This is a genomic window from Pseudomonas sp. SDO5271_S396 (genome assembly GCF_054071795.1).
In genome coordinates this window covers 32,206-52,808 of sequence record NZ_JBSVWB010000045.1, presented here as the reverse complement: position 1 = coordinate 52,808, position 20,603 = coordinate 32,206, and the positions used below count along the sequence as shown (strand labels likewise).

At 61.2% G+C, this 20,603-nt stretch carries 21 protein-coding genes, 1 tRNA gene and 1 pseudogene; 11 read left to right on the top strand and 12 right to left on the bottom strand.

The genetic code is table 11. From position 1 onward, the window contains the following. Nucleotides 1-98: 98 nt before the first annotated feature. Both ACW9IN_RS24235 and ACW9IN_RS24230 read right to left on the bottom strand, forming a co-directional pair. Entirely contained in the window at nucleotides 99-512 is a 414-nt protein-coding gene (locus ACW9IN_RS24235; RefSeq protein ID WP_457368192.1) for a hypothetical protein, read from the bottom strand. A 71-nt stretch (nucleotides 513-583) separates the two neighbouring features. After that, nucleotides 584-1,537, bottom strand: coding sequence for an alpha/beta hydrolase family protein (locus tag ACW9IN_RS24230; RefSeq protein ID WP_457368191.1), 954 nt, complete (start codon nucleotides 1,535-1,537; stop codon nucleotides 584-586). A gap of 178 nt (nucleotides 1,538-1,715) precedes the next feature. Here ACW9IN_RS24230 and relB point away from each other — a divergent pair, with 178 nt between their 5' ends. The 4 genes and pseudogenes from relB to ACW9IN_RS24210 all read left to right on the top strand — a co-directional run bounded on the left by relB (nucleotide 1,716) and on the right by ACW9IN_RS24210 (nucleotide 4,755). Next, a complete protein-coding gene (gene relB, locus ACW9IN_RS24225) occupies nucleotides 1,716-1,907 on the top strand; it encodes a type II toxin-antitoxin system RelB family antitoxin (protein ID WP_457368190.1) in 192 nt (63 codons plus the stop codon). Continuing rightward, nucleotides 1,908-2,018, top strand: a pseudogene (locus tag ACW9IN_RS24220) (type II toxin-antitoxin system RelE/ParE family toxin); the annotation flags it as partial. It lies immediately after the preceding gene. Nucleotides 2,019-2,097: 79 nt separating this feature from the next. Beyond that, nucleotides 2,098-3,060: an arsenic resistance protein gene (locus ACW9IN_RS24215; RefSeq protein ID WP_457368189.1), complete on the top strand. Its 963-nt coding sequence runs from the start codon at nucleotides 2,098-2,100 to the stop codon at nucleotides 3,058-3,060. A gap of 87 nt (nucleotides 3,061-3,147) precedes the next feature. Further along, nucleotides 3,148-4,755 (top strand): ArnT family glycosyltransferase, encoded by a 1,608-nt coding sequence (locus tag ACW9IN_RS24210; protein WP_457368188.1) that lies wholly within the window; start codon nucleotides 3,148-3,150, stop codon nucleotides 4,753-4,755. Between the two features lie 88 nt (nucleotides 4,756-4,843). On the opposite strand, the gene ACW9IN_RS24205 is transcribed toward ACW9IN_RS24210, so the two are convergent. From ACW9IN_RS24205 to ACW9IN_RS24180, 6 genes are all read right to left on the bottom strand, one after another. Further along, nucleotides 4,844-5,164: a hypothetical protein gene (locus ACW9IN_RS24205; protein ID WP_457368187.1), complete on the bottom strand. Its 321-nt coding sequence runs from the start codon at nucleotides 5,162-5,164 to the stop codon at nucleotides 4,844-4,846. A 77-nt stretch (nucleotides 5,165-5,241) separates the two neighbouring features. Continuing rightward, nucleotides 5,242-5,541, bottom strand: a complete 300-nt coding sequence (locus ACW9IN_RS24200; protein ID WP_457368186.1) for a hypothetical protein — start codon at nucleotides 5,539-5,541, stop codon at nucleotides 5,242-5,244. A 336-nt stretch (nucleotides 5,542-5,877) separates the two neighbouring features. After that, a tRNA-Phe gene (locus ACW9IN_RS24195) sits at nucleotides 5,878-5,953 on the bottom strand. Nucleotides 5,954-6,056: 103 nt separating this feature from the next. Beyond that, the gene (locus ACW9IN_RS24190) at nucleotides 6,057-6,329 is read right to left on the bottom strand and encodes an oxidative damage protection protein (RefSeq protein WP_457343728.1); all 273 of its coding nucleotides are present in this window, start codon (nucleotides 6,327-6,329) and stop codon (nucleotides 6,057-6,059) included. Next, nucleotides 6,326-7,393: an A/G-specific adenine glycosylase gene (gene mutY, locus ACW9IN_RS24185; RefSeq protein ID WP_457368185.1), complete on the bottom strand. Its 1,068-nt coding sequence runs from the start codon at nucleotides 7,391-7,393 to the stop codon at nucleotides 6,326-6,328. Before mutY ends, ACW9IN_RS24190 begins: the two co-directional genes overlap by 4 nt. Further along, entirely contained in the window at nucleotides 7,390-9,609 is a 2,220-nt protein-coding gene (locus ACW9IN_RS24180) for an AsmA family protein (RefSeq protein ID WP_457368184.1), read from the bottom strand. The genes mutY and ACW9IN_RS24180 overlap by 4 nt, the downstream gene beginning before the upstream one ends. A gap of 326 nt (nucleotides 9,610-9,935) precedes the next feature. On the opposite strand from ACW9IN_RS24180, the gene ACW9IN_RS24175 reads away from it, so the two are divergent. From ACW9IN_RS24175 to ACW9IN_RS24145, 7 genes are all read left to right on the top strand, one after another. After that, nucleotides 9,936-11,597 (top strand): OFA family MFS transporter, encoded by a 1,662-nt coding sequence (locus tag ACW9IN_RS24175; RefSeq protein ID WP_457368183.1) that lies wholly within the window; start codon nucleotides 9,936-9,938, stop codon nucleotides 11,595-11,597. Between the two features lie 258 nt (nucleotides 11,598-11,855). Next, nucleotides 11,856-12,449, top strand: coding sequence for an imidazoleglycerol-phosphate dehydratase HisB (hisB, locus tag ACW9IN_RS24170; RefSeq protein WP_017849940.1), 594 nt, complete (start codon nucleotides 11,856-11,858; stop codon nucleotides 12,447-12,449). Beyond that, complete coding sequence (gene hisH, locus ACW9IN_RS24165; protein ID WP_457368182.1) at nucleotides 12,449-13,087, top strand: imidazole glycerol phosphate synthase subunit HisH; 639 nt, start codon at nucleotides 12,449-12,451, stop codon at nucleotides 13,085-13,087. Before hisB ends, hisH begins: the two co-directional genes overlap by 1 nt. Continuing rightward, a complete protein-coding gene (locus ACW9IN_RS24160) occupies nucleotides 13,088-13,345 on the top strand; it encodes a DUF2164 domain-containing protein (RefSeq protein ID WP_457368181.1) in 258 nt (85 codons plus the stop codon). Nucleotides 13,346-13,383: 38 nt separating this feature from the next. Further along, nucleotides 13,384-14,121: a 1-(5-phosphoribosyl)-5-[(5-phosphoribosylamino)methylideneamino]imidazole-4-carboxamide isomerase gene (gene hisA, locus ACW9IN_RS24155; RefSeq protein WP_457368180.1), complete on the top strand. Its 738-nt coding sequence runs from the start codon at nucleotides 13,384-13,386 to the stop codon at nucleotides 14,119-14,121. Nucleotides 14,122-14,130: 9 nt separating this feature from the next. Then, on the top strand, nucleotides 14,131-14,901 hold the full coding sequence (hisF, locus tag ACW9IN_RS24150; protein WP_003187786.1) for an imidazole glycerol phosphate synthase subunit HisF: 771 nt from the start codon (nucleotides 14,131-14,133) through the stop codon (nucleotides 14,899-14,901). A 66-nt stretch (nucleotides 14,902-14,967) separates the two neighbouring features. After that, nucleotides 14,968-15,723: a substrate-binding periplasmic protein gene (locus ACW9IN_RS24145; protein ID WP_457368179.1), complete on the top strand. Its 756-nt coding sequence runs from the start codon at nucleotides 14,968-14,970 to the stop codon at nucleotides 15,721-15,723. On the opposite strand, the gene ACW9IN_RS24140 is transcribed toward ACW9IN_RS24145, so the two are convergent. The 4 genes from ACW9IN_RS24140 to ACW9IN_RS24125 all read right to left on the bottom strand — a co-directional run bounded on the left by ACW9IN_RS24140 (nucleotide 15,676) and on the right by ACW9IN_RS24125 (nucleotide 20,505). Next, a complete protein-coding gene (locus tag ACW9IN_RS24140) occupies nucleotides 15,676-17,010 on the bottom strand; it encodes a Vps62-related protein (RefSeq protein ID WP_457368178.1) in 1,335 nt (444 codons plus the stop codon). The genes ACW9IN_RS24145 and ACW9IN_RS24140 overlap by 48 nt on opposite strands. Nucleotides 17,011-17,074: 64 nt before the next feature. Continuing rightward, the gene (locus ACW9IN_RS24135; RefSeq protein WP_457368177.1) at nucleotides 17,075-17,860 is read right to left on the bottom strand and encodes a divergent polysaccharide deacetylase family protein; all 786 of its coding nucleotides are present in this window, start codon (nucleotides 17,858-17,860) and stop codon (nucleotides 17,075-17,077) included. A 1-nt stretch (nucleotide 17,861) separates the two neighbouring features. Beyond that, on the bottom strand, nucleotides 17,862-19,178 hold the full coding sequence (locus tag ACW9IN_RS24130) for a S41 family peptidase (RefSeq protein ID WP_457368176.1): 1,317 nt from the start codon (nucleotides 19,176-19,178) through the stop codon (nucleotides 17,862-17,864). 31 nt (nucleotides 19,179-19,209) lie between these two features. Further along, nucleotides 19,210-20,505, bottom strand: a complete 1,296-nt coding sequence (locus tag ACW9IN_RS24125; RefSeq protein ID WP_457368175.1) for a murein hydrolase activator EnvC family protein — start codon at nucleotides 20,503-20,505, stop codon at nucleotides 19,210-19,212. Nucleotides 20,506-20,603: the final 98 nt, after the last annotated feature.

Below are 20,603 nucleotides of genomic sequence, written 5' to 3'. Positions count from 1 at the left end.
GCGAATGCAGTGGATCAGTCAGCGCATCTGGTGACTGACACTCCGCATTCGCGAGCAAGTCGAATCGTCGCGCCGCCGCTCCCACATTTTGTTTTGCGTCAGTCTGCCGGGTTGGCGAGCGCCTGGGACGCCGCGACGTAATCCGCCTGGAACTCGGGCGATTCGATCCATGCCAGGGCGGCGGCTTCGTCCTCGGTGTCGGTGGCCCACTGGCGGTACTCGATCAGGGCGGCCAGGATAAAGTCGGTGGCTTCCTCCTCACCTTCCTGCTCCAGCACCAGCGCCAGCAGCGGGTGGGCCAGGAATGCCGCGCACAGCGCCTGCTGACTGGTCTCGCCGGCCGTGCGCATCTCGACGAACAACTCCGTCAAATCCACCGATTCCAGATCGATACGGCTGTCATCGCCGGCAAAGGCATCCGGTTTGGCCGCGCCGGCACGTTGGGTGCGGTTTTGCTTGGCCTTGGCCTTTGCCCGGTGGGCACGTTTTTGTTGCTTGTTCGGCGAGGCCATGGGCGCACGTCCTTGGGGTCGGGAACTGGGTGGCGTATTGAAGCGCAGGTTGAGCGAAATCCCAAGGAGTTCTAGGCGCGTTCCGTCACGCGGTGCCCGGGTGTGTCCGGTGCCAGCTCGCCGTGTTGAAGCCACGCCAGTGCAATCGGCCACAAGCGATCCTGATAGGCGCTGCGGAAGAAGGCGAAATGCCCGACGTCGTTTTCGCCGATGTCTTCAGGCGCGATGCGCAGGTGCGTGCGTTCGCTGTGCACGAAGTACCCGAGCAAGCGTTCGATGGCCGCGACGGTGCCGAAGGGGTCATCGGTGATGCTGATCGCCAGTACCTGCGCTTTGACATGGCGGAAGGGCAATGTGCCGAGGGCCTTGGCGCTGGGGCGGGTTTCGTAGCGCGGCGTTGGCGTGCTCCAGTCGCGCACCACGCCTGCCGGTGTGTCTTCCAGCCAGCCCATGCGCTTGCCGGGGAAGTAGTCGAGCAGCGCGGTCAGCAGGGGCATCACCACATGCCATTTGCAAACCATCCGCCAGCGTCCGTTCGCCGCATAATCGCGCCAGTAGGCAAACTGCGCGCCCACGGTGACCAGTCGCCGAATCACGGCGCCAGACGCCCCGAGCCCCGCGGCACAGCCACCGAAGCTGTGGCCTACCACATCGATCGGCTGGCCGGGAAACTCCCGCTGCGCGCGCTGCAACATGGCTTCGAAATCCAGCACGCCCCAGTCCGACCACGAGGCCTTGAGCCCGCGCAGCGAACCGTGGCGGGATTCGCCAATGCCGCGATAGTCGAAGGTGATCACGTCGAGACCGTTGGCGAACAAGTAATCGGCAAAGCGCGCGTAATGACGGCAGCGCACGGACGTGGCGGCGTTGATGATCACCACGGGGCGATTGAGATCGGTGCGGATATGGCGCCAGGTGAAACCGCCAAGCAGGTAGCCGTCGGCGGCGGGCTCCTTGAAGGGCGCGCTCTGGCTGAGCTTGAGCGGGGCGGCAGGTGCCTGCGATGAAGCGTCATTCAGGTTCATTGTTTTTGAGCCTGTCCGGGTTTTTATTTTTGGTAACGGTTGCGCAGTTTGCCAGCACTTGTATCTCTTTCGACAGCTTCACTAACCTTCGTCTCTCTTAAAAAGGCCATATATCCGAGAGGAACGACAGCACACCATGGACCGATTAGACTGGCAGGCATCCTTCAAGGAGGTCTCTATGAGCATCCCACTTTCTCCCATCGTTTCAGAGTTTGAAACAGAAGAGCAGGCTGCCAGCTATGACCGCTGGTTTCGCGCCAAGGTACAGGCTTCGATGGATGACCCTCGACCAAACATTCCGCATGAGCAGGTTATGGCTGAGATGCGCGTTTTGATTGAATCCAAGCGAAAAACGCAAGATGCGGGTTGAGTGGCGGGTACTCGAGAGATTGTCGTGCACCCTGACTATCTGGTGGTGTATCGAATTACGGATTGGATTGAAATACTGACCGTGCTGCATGCTCGGCAGGAGTACCCCTGATAACTCGCTGGTTATATCGCTCGACCGTCAACCTCCACATGCATAACCTTGCGCTTTAGCGATCCGATAGAGCCGGCTTATGACCCGCGACACCCTCGAACACAACCAGATCCCGCTCTACTTCATCGTCGTGGCCCTTGCCGCTGCCTTCGGTCTGCTTGCGCCTTCATTGGCGCGCGGCCTCCATGCCTGGATAACCCCTGCCATCGCCGTGCTGATGTACGCGATGTTCCTGCAAATTCCCTTTCTGGACTTGCGCCAGGGCTTGGGCAACAGGCGCTTTCTGTCGGCATTGTTGCTGGCCAATTTCATTCTGGTGCCCTTGCTGGTGTGGGGGCTGACCCTGGGGCTCGTTGAGCGCCCGGCACTGCTGGTGGGGGTGTTGCTGGTATTGCTGACGCCGTGCATCGACTACGTGGTGGTGTTTACCCATATCGGCAAGGGCGACGCGCGGGCGATGCTGGCGGCGACGCCGGTGCTGTTGTTGCTGCAATTGGTGCTGCTGCCGGTGTACCTGGGGCTGATGCTGGGCACGCAGTCGGTGGTGGTGGCGCCAGGGCCTTTTATCGAGGCGTTCCTGCTGTTGATTGTGCTGCCGATGGTGGTGGCGGTGCTCACTGCGTCGCTGACGCCCCGATTGAAACTGATCCGGGCCTGGAGCAATGCCTGGGCCTGGTTGCCGGTGCCAGCCATGGCATGGGTGTTGTTTGTAGTGATCGCGTCGCAGATCACCTCGGTGGTGCGTGATATCGAGTGGTTGTTGCCGGCGATCCCGGTCTACCTGGGTTTCCTGGTGCTGGTGCCGCTGCTGGGGGCTCTGGCCGCGCGCGTGTTTGCGTTGCCGGCGGCGACGGCACGGGCGGTGACGTTCAGCGCGTCGACCCGTAACTCACTGGTGGTGCTGCCCCTGGCGCTGGCCTTGCCCGAGGATGTGCGTGGGCTGGCGGCGGCGGCGGTGATCCTGCAAACCCTTATCGAGCTGGTTGGCGAGTTGATCTACATTCGCCTGGTTCCGGCGTGGGTATGGCCCGCAGGTCGCTAAGCGCGGGAATGTTCAGGTCTGTTCAGGCGCTATTCAGCAGTGCAGTCGGCACCATAAGGCGGCGCCCTCTACCTGACAGGTCAACCGATGGATCACCGCAACCGTTTTCGCCTGGAGTCCCTGGGCATTTTCCTGATGGCTTTGCTGTTGTTCACTTTGGGCATCTGGGATCAGCAGCCCCAGGGGTTTGACGGGCGCTGGGCGTTGTTCCTGCAAGAAATGTTTCGTCATGGTGCGAGTCTTTTCCCTACCACCTACGGCCAGCCGTACGCGGACTACCCGGGCACCGCGACCTTCTTCAGTTTTGTCTTTGCCCGCCTGTTTGGCGCCCCCAACCATCTGGCCAATGTGCTGCCGACAGCATTGGCGTCGGCTGGGGTGGTTGCCGTGATCTATCGTCTGCTGGTCGCGTCCGGCCGCCAGTGGGCACTGCTCACGGTGTTGCTGACCTTGCTCACCACTCAACTGCTTGAGAAGTCTCGTTCGGTCTGCCTCGATCAAATGGTGGCGCTGCTGTGTGTGGGAGCGTTCTACCTGCTGCACAGCGGCGAACGGTTGCAGTCGCGGTGGCGGCAGTTCGCGGTGTTCCCGCTGTTCCTGCTGGGTTTTGCGATTCGTGGGCCGCTGGGCTTGGTCGAGGTGTGCGGCGTGGTGTGCGTGTACTGGGCGTTGTCGCGCCCGGGTGAGCGAGTCAAACAGGTGCTGATTCACGGCACTGCCGGCCTGCTGCTGTTGGCTGCCGGCTGGTGGTTGTTGATGAAGCTGGCGCGGATCAGTGGTGGCGAGGCCTTTGCCGATGAGGTGTTCAGGATGCAGGTAAGCGGGCGCCTGGATGAGATTGGCGAGCCGTTCTATTTCTACTTCAAGCTCAGCCTGTATCGCTACTTCCCTGTGGTGCCTTTGGCGTTGGCGACGCTGGTGGCGTTACGTCAGCGCTGGCCGCAAAGGCTGGATGACGCCGACACCCAGTTGGTGGTGCGGCTCGGCGCTTGTGGCCTGATGATTTTGCTCGGGTTGTCGGTGCCGCACTTCAAGCGTGCCTACTACATCTTGCCCATGGTGCCGATGTTTGCCGCTGTCGCAGCCTATGGGCTGCTTCAGGCGCAGGGGTGGCTGGTGGGGGCGCGCCGGGCCTACACAGGGCTTGTCTTGGCGCTGCCTGCGTTGTGTGTGCTGGTTGTATTTATTTGCCAGCACCGTTGGCAGAAGCACGGCTATTGGCCGGATGTGTCGTTGCCACTATTGCTGGGCGCGTTGATTGTGCTCCAGGCGGGCGCGCTCATTGCTTGGCGCCGGGCAGCGCGATTGGTGTGGCTCAGCCTGATCGCGCTGGCGGCGCAATGGTTGCTGTTGGTTGCGGTGGTGGAGCCGGCCAAGGACTTGCAATTCGATACGCGGCAGTTTGTAGGGCGCGTGGAAGCGCTGCGAGCGACGCAACCAGGTCCCCTGGTGTTTGTCGATTTGGGTCGGGATACCTGGGCGGTGCGTTACATGATGAATCTGGATCATGACGAGCAGCCGCTGTTTGTCGGACGCAATGAGGTCGAGCGTTTGAATGCGCTGCCTCGACCGTGTTGGGTGATTGTGGCGCACAAAGGGGCTGCGCTGCTGCAAGGCACATCGCTGGAGCATCTGCCTGCGGCGTTCGAGGGGCGTTTGAATGACAATCCGCTGAAGGTGTTTTTGCTCAAGTGATGGGGGGCAGCCGTGGGCGTGATCGCTTTGACTCAGACAGCAAAAAGCCCGCATGCAGCGGGCTTTTTGTGGTGGATGCGACCTTGAGTCAGGCAGCTTCCAGTACCGGAATCTGTATGCCGACCTTTGCCGAGGCGAAGTTGAGGTCGCCGCTGGCAATCGACTGAGCCTTGAAGCCCTGGCCGATCAGGTCCTTGATGTAGAAGGAGTTGTACAGGAAGGCAAAGACGATGTTGCTCAGGCCCATGGTGATCATGGCGATCACGAACTGGATCAGGCCGTATTTCAGGTCGCCACGGAACAGCGCCGGGAAGCAGCCGAAAAAGAACGTCGTCCAGGAAAACCCGACAGGAGCTTCCTTCATCGCGCCCGTGTTCGGGTTTTTGAAAATGATCGATGTGTATGCCATTTACTTCTCCATGTGCCCTAGGGGATAAGCACTGCGCTGGGCGGCGTAATGCCAGGGATGTTGCAATAAGAGGGATGTCAGTCGACGATTTCCCAGATCAGATTGTCCTCGTCGACCATGACGTCCACGCTCAAGGTTTCGTCGCCGTCCGGGCCGGCAACCTCGAGAAGTCCGCGGTATTTGTTCGTGCCCTTTTTGATCAGGGTGACTTCTTTCACCTTGTTCTCACCGGGTGAGGTGTCCTTGTCCCATTGCTCCTGAATGCTCTCCTTTACTTCCTGGGCAAGCTCTTCGTTCGCAGCCTGGGCGTTACCGAGGCAAAGAAGTGATGCGGTAAACACCAGCGCAACCTTCAGGCGGGCGAATGGGCGGGTCATCTCAGGCTCCTTGTTGGCATAACGCTTCCATACCGACTGATGTCGAGGTTCTTCAAGATTGGGTGTCAAACGAATGCAAGTGTTTGAGCGGGGCGGCGAGAGGGGGTGATTTCCGTCGCGGTAGCCTGCTCGGGTGTTGAATGGCAGGGCTGGCGGGTAACGGAGAAGGATGCATCCATATCCTGTGATTCGCCTGCCTTGGCATATTTTGAATCATATCATAACGCTACTAGCGTACGGCATGACGAAGTGGCTCGAATCGCAGGCAATAAAAAACCCGCACCAGGCGGGTTTTTTGTGTTTCGGATGGTATTGGCACCACCTGAAACTTAATAGTGGTGCCCAGAGACGGAATCGAACCGCCGACACGGGGATTTTCAATCCCCTGCTCTACCGACTGAGCTATCTGGGCAACGGGGCGCATTAAACGGGTTTTTCAGGGGGGCGTCAAGCAAGTTTTCGAAAAATATTTAATTATTACCGTCGCTTACGTTCCGACCCCGGATTTTGATCAGTTATTGAGCAGGTGGCACGTAGCCGTCTGCCTTGGCGTATTCCTCGCCTGAAAAGAACTTGTCCATTTCGCCTTGCAGGTATTTGCGGTCTTCGGCGTTCATCATGTTCAGGCGTTTTTCGTTGATCAGCAGGGTCTGGTGTTTCTGCCAGTCGGCCCAGGCCTGGGCGGAGACGTGGTCAAACACGTCCTGACCCTTGGCGCCCGGGTACGGAGGGCGTTCCAGGCCGGGCAATTCTTCTTTGTACTTGCGGCACATTACGGTGCGGGTCATGACGACTCTCCTGCATTCAATACGTCGGCCGCGCGCTTCAGCAGTTTCTTCACCGGGGCGGCAAGGCCCAGGCGCGGCGGGGTGGCGAGGTTATACCAGAGCCAGTCGGCCTCGGCCACGTGATGGACGGATTCCTCGACCTGCACCAGCCAGGGCTCGATGGCCAGCTGGAAGTGGCTGAAGGTGTGGACAAGCCCTGGCAGTGCCTGTTGCTTGCCCAGTTCCAATCCATGCTGATGGGCTAGGTGGTCCAGGTCTTCAAGGTCATCCAGCTCCGGCAAACTCCACAGACCACCCCATAGCCCGGTGGATGGGCGACGGTAAAGCAGAATCGCCCCTTCGGTGTTGGCCAGCAAAGGCATCAGCGTGCGCTTCTGTGGGAGGGCCTTGCGCGGTTTGGGGATCGGGTAGCGTGTCTCCAGGCCCAGCATATGGGCTTCGCAGCCCTTCTCCAGCGGGCATAGCAGGCAGCTGGGCTTGCTGCGGGTGCAGAGCGTGGCTCCCATGTCCATCATCGCCTGGGTGTAGGCATTGACGCGATCGTGGGGTGTGAAACGCTCTGCGGTGGCCCACAGCTGTTTGGCCACCTTGGGTTCGCCCGGGTAGCCCTCCTGCGCGGTAAAGCGCGCCAGCACGCGCTTGACGTTGCCGTCGAGGATCGGCGCGCGCAGGCCCATGCTCAGGCTGGCAATCGCGCCGGCGGTGGACAGGCCGATGCCCGGCAGTTCGGTGAGCTTTTCGACATCCCTGGGAAACTCGCCGCCGTACTCGGCCACGACGATCTTCGCGGTCTTCTGCAGGTTGCGCGCCCGGGTGTAGTAACCCAGGCCGGTCCACAGGTGCAGCACTTCATCTTCCGGCGCTGCCGCCAGGGCTTCGACCGTTGGCAGGGCGGCCATGAAGCGGTCGAAGTAATTGAGCACCGTGCTCACCTGGGTCTGTTGCAGCATGATTTCCGAGACCCACACCCGATACGGCGTAATGCTCTGCTGCCAGGGAAGATCGTGGCGGCCGTGGCGGTCGTACCAGTCCAGCACCGCCGTTGAAAACTGCTCGTTTCTCATCGTTTGAACAGGCCCTTCAGAGCGTCTTTGAGCTGCGGGTTTACCTTGTCGAGCTTCTCTTCAAGCTTCTCGCCCAACCTGTTGCCGGCGGCCTTGATGGCCACCTGGCTCAAGCCGTCCTTGTCCAGGCGGCAGGCTTTGGCACCCAGTTCCAGCGGGCCACGGCAGCGCAGCGGCACCTCGATGCCCTGGAAGTTGGAGCCCACTTCACAGGCCGGGTCCGGCACTTCGCGCTGGTCGCCTTCGACGATGATGCCGACGCGGTAGTCCATGCCCAGCACGCGCAGGTCGATGTCACCGTTGCCGTTGACCGTCAGGCCCGGGATACGCACTTTGAGATCGGGGTTGTTGGCCACGCCATTGCGGAATGTCAGGTTGCCCTTCAACTCCTGGAATGGCGTGTCCTTGCCACGCTGTTCACCGTTCAGCGTCTTGCGGTTGAGCAGGGCGATGCCGGTGCACAATTGTTGTTCAAGGTTGGCGTTGAGCAGCACGCCGTTGTTGATCACAAAGCTGGCGGTACCGTTGAGGCTGTCGATCAGCGCTTTCTGGCTGTTGCCGCGCCCGCTGAGGTTGCTGTCGAGGGTGATCTGGCCCTTGACCGGCGGGTTTTGCCCTTGAGCCTGGAGAATGCGCTCCACCGGTACCTGTTTGATACGGCTTTGCAGGGCCAGCACCGGGATGTCCTGGCGCACATCGAGTGTGCCGTTGGCCTGGAACGTACCGTTGTAGAGGCCGCCGCTCAAGGTGTCGAGCTTGAGCTGACCGTCGACACCGGAAGCTTTCAGCGCTGCGTTCTGGATCGGCAGCTTGCTCAGGGTCAGTTGGTCGAAGGCGAGGTCGGCATTCACATCCAGTTCGCGCAGACGGGTCAGTGGCAGCAGTTTATCGGTGCTCCAGGCGCCTTTGGTCGGTGCGTCCGGCAAGGGCGTGGTGCCACCGGCGGCCATGGCGCCGGCTTCGCTGTTCTGCACTTCGGCCTGGCGCGCGGCGGCGGCGCCCTTGGCGGATTCGGATTTGGCCGGCAAGTAGTTGTCGGCGTTGAAGTTGTCGCCCTTGAGTTGTACGCGCAGGGACTGCCTGGCGAAATCGTCCACGGCCACGCGTCCGGTGAAGGTGCTGCCGTCGAGTTTCAGGTTCAGGTCTTCCAGTGCCACGCTGGTAGGCGTGCCTTGCAGGCGGCTGACCAGCTCGACCTTGCTCAGGCTGCCCATGGCCATTGGCGGCAAGGGATGACCGATGCTGTCGAGGAACTTGGCCAGGTCGAACTGGGCGATGGACAAGGCGCCGTTGAACTGCGGGGTCTTGTCCAGGTTGTTGACCTTCAGTTCACCCAGGGCGCGCAACTGGTTGGCCGAAAGCTTCAGGTTGGTCCATTCGGCGATATTGGCCGCCAGGTCCACCAGCAACTGGCCCTGGGTGGAGAAGGTCACGGTTTTGTCCAGCAGCGGCTCACCCGTGGCTTCGCCGCTGATGCGCATGTCTTCGAGCTGGTAGCGCTTGATCGCGCGTTGAATGCGCAGGTTGCCGTTGAGTTCGGTCTTGACGCGCATCACCGGCTGGTTGCTGCCGAAGAATGCGGTGAGCTTCACCGGAATGCTCGCGCCTTCATGCACGGCGCCGGCACTCAATTGGATGCTTTCGGCGCTGAACTGCTTGCCGGTCTGCTCGTCGTTGTATTCGACCCGCGCGTTGTTGACGGTCAGGCTGTCGATGTCCAGGCGAATCGGCTGCGGCGGTTTCTCTGGCTTGGGCTCGGTTGCAGGCTCGGCGGGCGTGGCCGCTGGAGTGCCGCTGGTGGTCGGCACGGTGGCTGTCTTGCCGATGTCTTCCCAGTTGCCATGGCCGTGCTTGTCCCGGTTCAGGCGCAGGTTGAGGCCTTCGACACGCACATCGCTCATCTGCACTTCGCGGCGCAACAGCGGCAGTACGCGTACCGACAGGCCAAGCATCTGCAGGTCGGCGAACGGTTGCGTCGGGTTGGTCAGGGTCGCCACGCTGGCTTCGTGCAGTTCGAGGCCGAGCCAGGGGAAGAGGCTCCAGCCGATATCGCCATTGAGCGTCAGCTCGATGTGGGCCTTGTCGCGGGCAATCTGGCGAATCTCGTCTTTATAGTCGTTGGGATCGAAGAGGTGGGTCAGGGCGAAGCCCAGGGCCACAATGATCAGCAACAGCCCGAGAAGTACCAGACCCAGGATTTTGCCGAACGCTTTCATGGGCGAGTCCTTGTATGTCGAATTCAAAATTTAGCCGCAGAGTATAACGTCCGACGGCCTGCGTCAGTTCACGGATCGTTACAACGTATCCAACCCTGGCAAAACGGGTTTTTGGCGCCAAACAAACAGATTTCCGGAAAAAGGTGATATCAGTTTGGTTTTTCTGTCATCCACAGGTGCTAATCTCTGCACGTTCGTCTGTCGTCTGCGACACAGCGTCGCGCCTAACAAGGAGCTTTACTCAACAACAACAGCCAACGCTTTGCGTGAAAGGCTGAGGGAGAGAGCGCCTGACGGACAAATACCAATAACTGGGGGAAACACTAATGAGCACTAGCTCCGCGGCCGCTCATACTGCCGCACAGCCTGCGTTCCTGTCCAAGGAGCGCATTATCGCCAAGCCAGGGTTCAACCGCTGGCTGGTTCCGCCGGCCGCGTTGGCCATCCACCTCTGCATCGGCATGGCCTACGGTTTCTCCGTGTTCTGGCTGCCATTGTCCAAGGCGCTGGGGATTACCGCACCGGTCGCCTGCGCGCCGGACATGAGCTTCATCGCTCAGGTTTTCTCGTCCCAATGCGACTGGCCTATTTCCATGCTGGGCTGGATCTACACCCTGTTCTTCATCTTCCTGGGCTGCTCGGCAGCGATCTGGGGCGGCTGGCTGGAACATGCCGGGCCACGCAAGGCAGGCGTTGTATCGGCACTGTGCTGGTGTGGCGGCCTGCTGATCTCGGCGCTGGGTATTTATACCCACCAGATCTGGCTGATGTGGATCGGTTCCGGCGTCATTGGTGGTATCGGCCTGGGTCTGGGCTACATTTCGCCTGTGTCGACCTTGATCAAGTGGTTCCCGGACAAGCGCGGCATGGCTACCGGCATGGCGATCATGGGCTTCGGCGGCGGCGCGATGGTGGGTGCACCTCTGGCCGCAGCGCTGATGGGGCACTTCGCCTCGCCGACCAGCGTGGGCGTGTGGCAGAGCTTCCTGGTAATGGCGGCGATCTACTTCGTGTTCATGATCGGTGGTGCGTTGTCGTACCGCGTTCCGCCTACCGGCTGGAAGCCTGAGGGCTGGACCGCGCCGGCGAAGAAAGCCAGCAATGCGATGATCACCCACCGTCACGTTCACGTGAATGTGGCGTGGAAAACCCCACAGTTCCGCCTGGTGTGGCTGGTGCTGTGCCTGAACGTTTCTGCCGGTATCGGTATCCTCGGCATGGCTTCTCCGCTGCTGCAGGAAGTGTTCGGCGGCAAGTTGCTGGGCGTCGATGTGCCGTTCGGTCAACTCAATGCTGGCCAACTGGCCTCCATCGCGGCCATCGCGGCAGGTTTCACCGGTCTGTTGAGCCTGTTCAACATCGGTGGCCGGTTCTTCTGGGCGTCGTTCTCCGACTACCTGGGCCGTAAAAATACCTACTTCGTATTCTTCGCCCTGGGTTTTGCCCTGTACGCGCTGATCCCGAACCTGGGTCACCTGGGCAACGTGGCGCTGTTCGTGGCCGCGTTCTGCGTCATCCTGTCGATGTACGGCGGTGGCTTTGCAACCGTGCCTGCGTACCTGGCCGACCTGTTCGGCACCCAGATGGTCGGCGCAATCCACGGTCGTCTGCTGACCGCCTGGGCGGCGGCGGGCGTATTGGGCCCGGTATTGGTGAACTACATCCGTGAGTACCAGTTGAGCATCGGCGTTGAACGCGCTGCGGCCTACGACATCACGCTGTACATCCTCGCCGGCCTGCTGGTGCTGGGTTTCATCTGCAACCTGCTGGTGCGCCCAGTGGCCGACAAGTACTTCATGACTGACGCCGAACTGGCCGCCGAACAGGCGCTGGGCCATGACAAAGGCGCTGATGCCACCACTTCTCTGGAGTGGAAAGCGGCCCCTGGCACCGTACCAATGGCGATCGCCGCCTGGCTGGTGGTGGGCATTCCGTTGGCATGGGGGGTGTGGGTGACCCTGCAGAAAACCGCGGTACTGTTCCACTAACCCTGTGGGAGCGGGCTTGCCCGCGATAGCATCACCTCGATCTGGCTGAATGACCGAGGTGCCTGTATCGCAGGCAAGCCAGCTCCCACACTTGATATTCATTTGTCTTCAGTCGGGCGCACCATCCTGGAGCGCCCGCTTGTATGCACATGTCTATCCCCGACACTCCATCAGTCTTATCCCCTCCGATGTTTCTGTTTGTCGCCCGCGCCCCTATAATGGCTGCCTTTTTCGCCCAATGATTTTGCGGAGCTGGTGATGGCCGAACGTAAGGCGTCCGTCGAGCGCGACACTCTGGAAACCCAGATCAAAGCCTCGATCAACCTGGATGGCACCGGAAAGGCCCGATTCGATATCGGTGTACCTTTTCTTGAGCACATGCTGGACCAGATCGCCCGTCACGGGCTGATCGACCTGGATATCGTCAGCAAGGGCGACCTGCACATCGACGACCACCATACGGTGGAAGACGTGGGCATCACCCTCGGCCAGGCATTCGCCAAGGCCATCGGCGACAAAAAAGGCATCCGTCGCTACGGCCATGCCTATGTTCCGCTGGATGAAGCGCTGTCGCGTGTGGTCATCGACTTCTCGGGCCGCCCTGGTCTGCAGATGCACGTGCCGTACACCCGCGCCACCGTGGGCGGCTTCGACGTCGACCTGTTTCAGGAGTTCTTCCAGGGTTTCGTCAACCACGCACTGGTCAGCCTGCACATCGACAACCTGCGCGGTACCAACACCCACCACCAGATCGAAACCGTGTTCAAGGCTTTCGGCCGCGCGCTGCGCATGGCTGTCGAGCTGGATGAGCGCATGGCCGGGCAGATGCCATCGACCAAGGGCGTCCTGTAATGCAGACGGTCGCGGTTATCGATTACGGCATGGGTAACCTGCACTCGGTGGCCAAGGCCCTCGAGCACGTAGGCGCCGGCAAGGTGCTGATCACCAGTGATGCCAATGTGATTCGCGAAGCCGATCGGGTGGTGTTCCCCGGGGTTGGCGCGATTCGCGACTGCATGGCCGAGATCCGTCGCCTGGGCTTTGACAGCCTGGTGCGCGAAGTCAGCCAGGACCGCCCGTTTCTCGGCATCTGCGTGGGCATGCAAGCCTTGCTCGACCGCAGTGAAGAGAACGACGGCGTCGACTGCATCGGCCTGTTCCCCGGTCAGGTGAAGTTCTTCGGCAAGGACCTGCACGAAGACGGCGCCCACCTCAAAGTCCCGCACATGGGCTGGAACGAAGTCAGCCAGGCAGTGGATCACCCGCTGTGGCACAGCATTCCGGACCTGGCGCGTTTCTACTTCGTGCACAGCTACTACATCACCGCCGGTAAACCGGGCCAGGTGGTGGGGGGCGGGCACTATGGCGTCGACTTCGCCGCCGCATTGGCCGAAGGCTCACGCTTTGCCGTGCAGTTCCACCCGGAGAAGAGCCATACCCATGGCCTGCAATTGCTGCAGAACTTCGCCGCCTGGGACGGGCGCTGGTAAATGGCCAAGAAGCCGAAGCAACCGATCCTGAACCTTGCGCCCGAGCAAGAGCGTGAGGCCACCCAGAAGATCCAGCGCTTCATGGAAGACCGCTTCGAGCTCAAGCTGGGCTCGTTCGAGGTCGCCGAGATTCTTGAGCTGTTCACCACTGAAATTGCTCCGCACTATTACAACAGGGCGATTTTCGACACGCAGACGCTCCTTAAAGAAAGGTTCGAAAGCCTCGAAAGCGACTTGTGGTCGCTTGAGAAACCCTGATTTCCAAGCATTGCTGAATATCGAATAAGGTTTGCCAGATGCTGATTATCCCCGCTATCGATCTCAAGGACGGCGCCTGTGTACGCCTGCGCCAAGGCCGCATGGAAGACTCCACCGTGTTCTCCGACGACCCCGTGAGCATGGCTGCCAAATGGGTGGAAGGGGGCTGCCGTCGCCTGCATCTGGTGGACTTGAACGGCGCCTTCGAAGGTCAGCCGGTCAACGGTGAAGTCGTGACCGCCATCGCCAAGCGCTACCCGAACCTGCCGATCCAGATCGGTGGCGGTATCCGCTCCCTGGAAACCATCGAGCACTACGTCAAGGCGGGCGTGAGCTACGTGATCATCGGCACCAAGGCCGTGAAAGACCCGGCTTTCGTTGCCGAGGCCTGCCGGGCGTTCCCGGGCAAAGTGATCGTGGGCCTGGATGCCAAAGACGGTTTCGTCGCCACCGACGGCTGGGCTGAAATCAGCACCGTGCAGGTGATCGACCTGGCCAGACAGTTCGAAGCCGACGGCGTGTCTGCCATCGTTTATACCGACATCGCCAAAGACGGCATGATGCAGGGCTGCAACGTGCCGTTCACCGCTGCGCTGGCTGGCGCAACGAAGATCCCGGTGATCGCCTCCGGCGGCATTCACAACCTGGGCGACATCAAGTCGCTGCTGGACGCCAGGGCGCCAGGCATCATCGGCGCCATCACTGGCCGTGCGATCTACGAAGGTACCCTGGACGTCGCCGAAGCCCAGGCTTACTGCGACGCCTACAACGGCTGAGGACTGACCATGGCGCTGGCCAAACGCATTATCCCTTGCCTGGACGTCGACAACGGTCGCGTGGTCAAGGGCGTCAAGTTCGAGAACATCCGCGACGCCGGTGACCCGGTGGAAATCGCCCGTCGCTACGACGAGCAAGGCGCGGACGAGATTACCTTTCTCGACATCACGGCCAGCGTCGATGGCCGCGACACCACGCTGCACACCGTGGAGCGCATGGCCAGCCAGGTGTTCATCCCGTTGACCGTGGGCGGTGGCGTGCGCACCGTGCAAGACATCCGCAACCTGCTCAATGCAGGTGCCGACAAGGTCTCGATCAACACCGCTGCGGTGTTCAACCCGGAGTTCGTCGGCGAAGCCGCGCAGCACTTCGGTTCCCAGTGCATCGTCGTTGCCATCGACGCCAAGAAGGTTTCCGGCCCGGGCGAAACCCCGCGCTGGGAGATCTTCACCCACGGCGGTCGCAAGCCGACCGGCCTGGACGCGGTGGAGTGGGCAATGAAGATGGAAGGCTTGGGCGCGGGTGAAATCCTGCTGACCAGCATGGACCAGGACGGCATGAAAAACGGCTTCGACCTGGGCGTGACCCGCGCCATCAGTGATGCGCTGGGCATTCCGGTGATCGCCTCCGGTGGCGTCGGCAACTTGCAGCATCTGGCCGATGGCGTGCTCGAAGGCCACGCCAGTGCGGTGCTGGCGGCGAGTATTTTCCACTTTGGCGAATACACCGTCCCCGAGGCCAAGGCGTACATGGCGGCGCGCGGTATCGTCGTTCGTTAATCGCTGCTGGACACCATGGCAGGCGCGCGGCACTCTCTGCGCTTGCCATGGATTTCGGTACCTTTCATGTTCAAACACCTGCTGCTCTCCCTCGCCGGTGCCTCCTTGCTGTTGGCAGGCACCGTCCGGGCCGAGGAACCGTCTGACGCCTCCGTGGTGTTGCTGACGGAAAACTTCCCGCCCTACAACATGGCGAAAAACGGCAAGAACTTCGCCAAGGACGAGAACATCGAAGGCATCGCCGTGGACATCGTGCGCGAGACCTTCAAGCGTGCAGGCGTTTCCTACAATCTCACTCTGCGATTTCCTTGGGAGCGTATCTACAAACTCGCCCTGGAGAAGCCTGGCTACGGCGTATTTGTGATGGCTCGCCTGCCGGATCGCGAAGCCCTGTTCAAATGGGTCGGCCCCCTCGGCCCGGATGACTGGGTGTTGCTGGCCAAGGCCGACAGCAAGATCCAGCTGGCCGACCTTGAGCATGCTCGCCGCTACAAGATTGGCGCCTATAAAGGTGACGCCATCGCCGAAACCCTGGAGAAGCAGGGGCTCAACCCGATTGTCGCTCTGCGTGACCAGGACAACGCACAAAAGCTGGTGGACGGTCAGATCGACCTGTGGGCCACCGGTGACCCGGCAGGCCGTTACCTGGCCCGCCAGGTCGGGGTGACCGAACTGAAAACCGTGTTGCGCTTCAACAGTGCCCAGCTGTACCTGGCGCTGAACAAAGAGGTGCCGGATGACCTGGTCGCGAAGCTTCAGGCGGCGCTCGATCAGTTACGGAGTGAGGGTGTTGTCGACCAGATCATGGCCAGGTACCTCTAACACCGGTTCTGCCGCCGGAGTGTCGTCCTCGGGCTCGACGGCGGGTGCGGGCTTTTCCACAGGCGGCTCGCGCTCTGGCTGGATATTCGGCGCGGGCTCATCCCTGGGAAATTCACTCATATAGATATGATCGCCGTTGGTGTAGCTGAGGGTGGACGCCACTTGGCTGCCATCCTGGCGCAGCAAACGGTATTCGCTCTGGATCAGGTAGGCCACGACGGCTTTCCTGGCGGGCACGTAGGTGATGATTTCCAGAGGGGATGCTTCATTCCAGCCTTTGGCGGAGCGCTGGGTATGAGTGAAGGCCGGCTCCAGATTGGCCGAGAAGTTCATCGCCAGCGGACGGATACTCGCTGACCATGCTCGCCACATCGCTACGCGGCAGGTCGCTGCCAGCGCGATTGAGGAGTTGTCGGTTTCGCCTTTGGTCGCTGTCCACATGAACGGTTGGCTGGTGTTGGACGTGTTGTGCCCGAATCCGACGAACTGATGGCGGTCGATGCGCTCCAGTCGGTAGGTGGGCGAGGTGTGTAATTGCTCGGTTGCACGCAGTGCCGGGTCTTTTACGCAGAACCACGGCAATTCGCATACCTGGGGTGCCGGGGAGGTTTCTTCTGCGGTGGGCGCTTCATAACCGGTGAGGGGCGGTGGCGGAGTGGGTTCGGCCAGTTGGGCCGCAAATTTGAGACGCAGCGCGTAGGTCGGTTGATCGGGCCGGGCGTAGCGCGCGTTGCCAACGAAAGTGCCGGGCGCCAGGCAGATTTCGCCAGGCGCTGCGTCCGGCGGGGTGATCGACCAGGCACTGAAGTCTTCGGTGGCTCCGCTGCCGAAATCATTCCAGATCAAGTCGCCGGGCTGTGCACTGACGGTCAGGTCGGCGCGCACACAGCGTACGGCATTGCGCGAAGGCTTTTCATAACCGACGCCACACACCAGGCCCATGGCGACATACCCTTCAGGCGGCAGGGGCTGCCAGAGGGAAAAGTCGGTCCGTGCGCCCGAGCCTTTGTCTTTCCAGACCAACTGATAATCATCCGGTGAACGCAGGGCGGTGCCGCCGACTTTATTGGCGTCGCTGACCACCGCGACGATCTTTCGCTGGTTGATATTGAGGTAGCTGTCGGTGGCCACGTCGCCCAGCGGGAAAAAATGGCCCAGGGCGTCGGCAGCGGTGCTGGGTCGCCACAGGCTGACAGCTTTGTGCGCGCCAGAGCCCTGGTCGTTCCAGAGTGGCAAGAATTCGTCGGTAAAACTGATGAGCAGGTCGTTGTATTGCAGAGGCGTCATTCGAAGGCTCTCCTTGGGGTGGGAGAGGCAACTATCGAAGAAGGTCGCTCAGGCTGGGCGGTAGTTATCTACGCGCAGGCAGATAGGTTCCGTTTTTTCCGTGGGCAGCCATGGCCTGGTTACTGCGCACGCTGATCATCAGCTTGATGTCGATCCAGTCCACGCCCTGGGCCTTGAGCTTGGGCAGCTCACGTTCCAGCACTGCCAGCGTTTGTGGGTACGGATGGCCGATCATCACCGCCGAACCCTGTTTGTGAGCCAGTTTGATTGCTGTCTGCAACTGCGTGGTGATGGCCGCTTCGGTGCGTTCGTCATCGAGGAACACGTCCCGCGAGACGTGCGCCAGGCCGATTTTCTGGGCCTCAGCGGCCGCGACGGTCTGCGCGCTGGTACGGCTGTCGACAAAGAACTTGTTGCGCCGTTGCAGCTCGGCCATCAGCCAGGCCATGGCCTCGGGCTGTGCAGTCATGCGGCTGCCCATGTGGTTGTTGATGCCGGCGGTGTAGGGCACGGCCTGGAACGCGGCGTCCAGGCGCTTGCCGAGCTCTTCGATGGGCAGCTCGGGGTGCCAGGCGAACGGGCCTGTGGCCGGGTCCATGGGCATGTGCAGGATCACGATCTTGCCGGCCTTGTGGGCTTCGCGGGCGAACTCGGCGGCGTGGGGGGTGTCGGGCATGATCGCTGTGGTCACCGGCCCAGGCAGGGCCAGCACGCGACGATCCCGGGGCAGGTTTTGCCCGAGGTCGTCGATGATCAGGGTCAGGTAGGCTTTGGGCGACTCGCTGGCGGGGGCCGCTTGAACGACCCCTGCCAGGCTGCACAGCACAGCGATGATCAGGGCAAAGCGCATATCAACGGCTGCGGGTGATGCTCAGGCCCTTGAGCAGGCTGAGTGCCTGGGCCAGTTGGTAGTCATCGTCCTGCGGCATCGGCTTGGCTTTGGTGCCGCTGCCGGTAGGCTGGTCGGCGCCGCCGTTGCCATTGCCCAGGTGGCCTTGCAGGTCCGCTTCCTTGTAGTACTCGCTGTCGGCCTCGTTGGTGATCTTGGCCTTGCGTACCTCAATGTCCGGCACGATGCCCTGAGCCTGGATCGAACGGCCATTGGGCGTGTAATACAGTGCGGTAGTGATCTTCAGCGCACGCTCGTTGTTCAGCGGCAACACGGTTTGCACCGAGCCTTTGCCGAAGCTGTTGGTGCCCATCAGCACGCCGCGTTTCTGGTCTTGCAGGGCGCCGGCGACGATTTCCGAGGCCGAGGCACTGCCGCCGTTGATCAGCACGGCCAGTGGCACGTTCTCGCTGAGGTCGTTGCCGGTGGCCGAGAAGCGCAGCTCGGAGTTGGCGATACGGCCCTTGGTGTAGACGATCAGGCCTTTGGTGATGAAGTGGTCGACCACTTCCACCGCTGCTTGCAGCACGCCGCCCGGGTTGTTGCGCAGGTCGAGCACGATGCCGCTGAGTTTCTTGCCGTTGTCCTTGCGCAGCTTGGCCAGCGCCTTGGCCACTTCGTCACCGGTCTTGACCTGGAACTGGGTGATACGGATATAGCCGTAGCCCGACTCCAGCAACTGGCTCTTGACGCTCTTGACCGTGATGGTGGCGCGGGTCAGGGTCACATCAAACGGTGTGCCGCCATCGCGTACCAGGGTCAGGGTGATTTTCTGGCCGACCTTGCCGCGCATCTTGTCGACGGCTTCGGTCATGGTCTGGCCGCGGGTCGGCTGGCCATTGATCTTGACGATGAAGTCGCCGGCCTGGATGCCGGCCTTGGACGCCGGGGTGTCATCGATCGGCGAGACGACCTTGACGTTGCCGTCTTCGGAGCCGACTTCGATGCCCAGGCCGCCGAATTCGCCGCTGGTGCTTTCCTGCAGTTCGGCGAAATCTTCCGGGCCCAGGTAGGCGGAGTGCGGGTCGAGGTTGCTGAGCATGCCCTTGATGGCATTTTCCAGCAGGGTCTTGTCATCTACAGGTTCGACGTAGGCGGCCTTGATCCGGTCCATCACCTCGGCGAAGGTGCGCAACTCGTCCAGTGGCAACGGTGCCTTGGTGGTCGCGGCCGTGGCGGCGGGTGCGGCTGGAGCGGCCTGGTCGGCGACAGCCAGGGGCGCGCCGATCACCAGGGCGATCGTCAGGGCCAGCGAAGTGAGGCGGGACAAATGCAGCATGTCGAACGAACTCCTAATGTAGATGCGACCCTTATCCTTGGGTGCGACACCATTGTGCGGGATCGCTCGGGCGACCCTGCTGACGAATAGCGAAGTACAGCGCCGGGGTGTCCTGGCCACCACTGTTTCCGACAGTAGAGATGGATTCACCGGCTTTTACCACATCACCTGCCGACTTGAGTAACGTCTGATTGTGGCCATAAAGGCTCAAATAGCCATTACCGTGGTCAAGAATCACCAGCAAACCGGCACCCCGCAGCCAATCGGCAAATACCACACGTCCGCCGTGAACGGCATGGACCTGGCTGCCGGCGGAGGCGCTGATCATCACCCCATCCCACTTGGCGCGAGTGTCATCGCCGCGGGTTTCCCCAAAGCGTGCCAGTAATCGACCATCAACGGGCCATGGAAGTTTGCCCCGGGCTGCAGCAAAAGGCCCGCCGAACGATTCACCTGCGCTGGAAACCAGCGGGCCGGGAGCCGCATGCGCCGGTTTGCGCGGCGCCGGGGCGTCGGTGGTGGCAGCCAGTTCGGCTTCACGCTGACGCTTTTTTTCCGCTTCCTGCTGGGCGATCAGCGCTTTTTGTCGCGCTTCCTCGGCCTCGCGGGCCTGGCGTGCCAGGGTTTCTTCGATGGTCTTGAGGACCTTGGCCAGGTCAGCCTGGTCCTGCTCGCGGGCCTGTAGCTTGGCGTCACGGGCCTTCACGTCGTCATTGAGCCTGGCCAGGGCCAGTTGGCGCTCCTTGCGGACTTTGTCCAGCTCGTTGCGCTGGGTGTCGAGGGCGACTTTCTGATCTTGCAACTGGGACTGCTGGTTGGCGATTTCCTGTTCTACATTGACCAGCTGGCGCAAGGTCTCGTTGAAGCTTTTCAATTGCTCCAGGCGGGCTTTGCTCAGGTAGTCGTAATAGGTCAGGGTGCGCGCGAATTTTTCCGGATTCTGCTGGTTGAGCAGCAGCTTGAGGTATTCCTGGCGGCCGTTCTGGTAGGCGGCGCGAGCCTGGATCGCGATCAGGCGTTGCTGTTCAACGCGTGCGCTCTGGAGTTTTTTTTTCTCAGCGTCGAGTCGCTCCAGTTCCGACTCGCTCTTCTTTAGTTCTTTTTGCAGCTCCTGGACCTGCTTCTCCAGCTTGCCCATCTCGGTTTCCGTACCGCGCAGGTCTTTTTGCACGCCGGACTTCTCTTCCTGGAGCTTGCCCAGCAGCTTTTTCAGCTCGGCAATGTCCTGACGCGTGGCGTCCAACTGTTGTTGGGTTTGTGCGCGCTCGTCGGCAAAGGCCGGTTGGAGCAGGCAGACAAGGGCAAGGGTAATCAAGGCGCGAAGCATAGAGGCGGGCGACACCAGGGAAAGGGACGGCCTAGTATGCCCGGCAAGCGCTGCAAAAAAAACGCCCAATTCGGGCTGGAAGGCAAGTTAGGCGCTGA